The sequence below is a fragment of the Roseibium sp. TrichSKD4 genome, from assembly GCF_000148725.1.
Taxonomy (GTDB): Bacteria; Pseudomonadota; Alphaproteobacteria; order Rhizobiales; family Stappiaceae; genus Roseibium.
The window spans coordinates 1-2,387 of sequence record NZ_GL476301.1 but is presented as its reverse complement, the minus strand read 5'-3'; the positions used below and the strand labels follow the sequence as shown (position 1 = coordinate 2,387).

Annotated in this window: 3 protein-coding genes; all 3 read right to left on the bottom strand. The window is 51.2% G+C overall.

Features of this window, described 5'->3' with window-relative positions; all coding sequences use genetic code 11:
* On the bottom strand, positions 1–404 hold a 404-nt coding region (locus tag TRICHSKD4_RS01700), incomplete at its 3' end, for an ATP-binding cassette domain-containing protein (RefSeq protein WP_040615968.1).
* Positions 397–1,305 carry a proline/glycine betaine ABC transporter permease gene (locus TRICHSKD4_RS01695; RefSeq protein ID WP_009465654.1) on the bottom strand — a complete coding sequence of 303 codons (909 nt, stop codon included), beginning with the start codon at positions 1,303–1,305 and terminating at the stop codon, positions 397–399. The genes TRICHSKD4_RS01695 and TRICHSKD4_RS01700, both read right to left, overlap by 8 nt.
* An 81-nt stretch (positions 1,306–1,386) precedes the next feature.
* A complete protein-coding gene (locus TRICHSKD4_RS01690) occupies positions 1,387–2,379 on the bottom strand; it encodes an ABC transporter substrate-binding protein (RefSeq protein ID WP_040615990.1) in 993 nt (330 codons plus the stop codon).
* Between the last annotated feature and the right edge of the window lie 8 nt (positions 2,380–2,387).

The window sequence follows — 2,387 nt, the reverse complement described above, 5'->3', positions numbered from 1 at the left end:
ATCTCCAGTCCGTAGACTGTATTTTTCATGACGGTTCTGTGAGGCAGAAGGGCGAACTTCTGGAACACCATTGCCGTTTTGTGGCGACGGAACTCTCGCAACTCGCTTGCTGACATCTGACAAACATCTTCACCGCAATAAAGGACCTCACCATCTGTGGGGTCAATGAGGCGATTAATATGGCGGATAAGCGTGGACTTACCCGAGCCAGACAACCCCATGACAACCTGAATTTTACCGGCTGGCATGGAGATGTTGATGTTGTTCAGACCAAGAACATGATTGTGCCTCTCGTTCAACTCAGCCTTGGAGATCCCGTTTTTAACGAGATCAATCATGGCTTTTCCGTTGGATCCGAAAATCTTGTACAAATTCCGGATCTCGATACCACTAGCCTCAGCCATGGACCACCTCCGAGTGTTTCTGCAGGCGTTTGCCATATGCTTGCGTAGCGCGATCGAAAATGATGGCGATAGCCACGATGGCGAGACCGTTCATCAGACCCATGGTGAAATACTGGTTCGCAATGGCATTGAGAACCGGTTGGCCAAGGCCTTTCACGCCGATCAGAGCCGCAACAACAACCATAGCAAGTGCCATCATGATGGTCTGGTTGATCCCTGCCATGATTGTTGGCAGAGCGAGTGGAAGCTGAACATTGATTAGTTTCTGCCGGGAATTCGAACCGAAAGCATCGGCAGCTTCAAGCACGTCGGAATCAACCAATCTAATTCCAAGGTTAGTCAGGCGAATGATTGGCGGGATCGCATAAACCACAATCGCAATTAGGCCCGGCACCTTGCCTAGACCAAAGATCATGACAACCGGGATCAGATACACAAAACTCGGCATGGTCTGCATCAAGTCGAGCACCGGATTTACGATGCTCTGCATCCTGTCCGATCGCGCCATCGAAATACCGATCGGGATGCCAAGAACGATGGCGAGCAACGTACACACGGTAACCATCGCAATGGTCCGCATCGTGTCTTCCCACATCCCGAAAAGGCCAATGAGACAGAGTGCTACGACCGCGCCAATGGTAATCTTGATGTTTCGGGACAAGAGAAACACGATACCAACCAACGCAACCAAAACAGCAAGCCACGGTGAATTGATGAGCAAGGCTTCCAGAAAGATCAAAAACTCTTTGAGCGGCTCAAGGGCGTTTTCAAGTGTCTCTCCATAAGCTCGCGTGAACTCTTTGAAGCTGCCGTCGATCTCAAGCCGAATATCTCTAAGAGCCTTACGATCCAGCGAAGGGAACTCAATCCAGTCCCAGTCTATTCGCTCTAACCAATCCATCCCGTTTCCCCGATGGTCTTTTTACATACATGCGAAAAGCCCGCGCTTTTGACGCGGGCTCGGAGCTTTCCAATCTGAAATTTAGAGAGCCTTTTTGACCTTCTCGGCAACTTCAGGCGTCACCCACTGTGTCCAGACATCTTCAAAGTTTTCCAGGAAGAAGTATGCGCCATCTTCGTTGGTTGCTTGATTATCACTCATCCAGGCAAGAACCTTACCTGCAGTGTGGTTATCCCAAGAACGGCCCTTGATGTAATCCATCGCAACGCCAGCTTTTTCCGCAAATTCATCAGTGACAACCGTAAAGACCTCAGAGGCGACCCAAGCGTTCGGCTTCGGGTCCGCACAGTCTTCAATAACAGTGCAGCTATCCCAATGTTCCTTGTCATGGCCGACGCCAAAATCAAGCAGAGTCATGTCATACTTGCCGAGGATGGAGGTTGGCGCCCAGTAGTAGCCAAGCCAGCCCTGACCGCGCTCAAATGCACGTGCAATGGAACCATCGAGACCTGCAGCTGAGCCCGGGTCAACCAGCACGAAGCCTTTTTCTTCAGCACCAAAGGCGCGGAATTGATTGCCTGTCGTAATACGGCAATTCCAACCTGTCGGGCAGGTGAACCATGCACCTTTGCTGTCATCTTCTGCACCGGGAAACAGTTCCGGATGCTTCAGGGCGTCTTCAACGGTTTTGATGTTGTGCTTTTCAGCAAGGCTGGTTGGTACCCAGAACCCTTCAACACCACCCTCATTGAGGATTTCACCCCCAATGATCAAATCACCAGCTGCAACCGCTTTGTCGAGCGGTTCGCGAACGGCATTAATCCAGAGCTCCGGAGCGACATCCGGCTGACCTTTTTCATTCATGGAAGTGAAGGTCGGCATCGTGTCGCCAGTGACCAGCTCAACGTTACAGCCGTAGCCGTTTTCAAGAATGATCTTGTCGATATGAGCGATCGCACCCGCGGACGCCCAGTTCATTTCGGCCATTGTAACAGTGCCGCACTCTTCCGCCATCGCAGAATTTGCCATCAATGTCATGGCACCCGCAGCAGCGGTAAGCATCAGTTTTTTCATATCTGCAC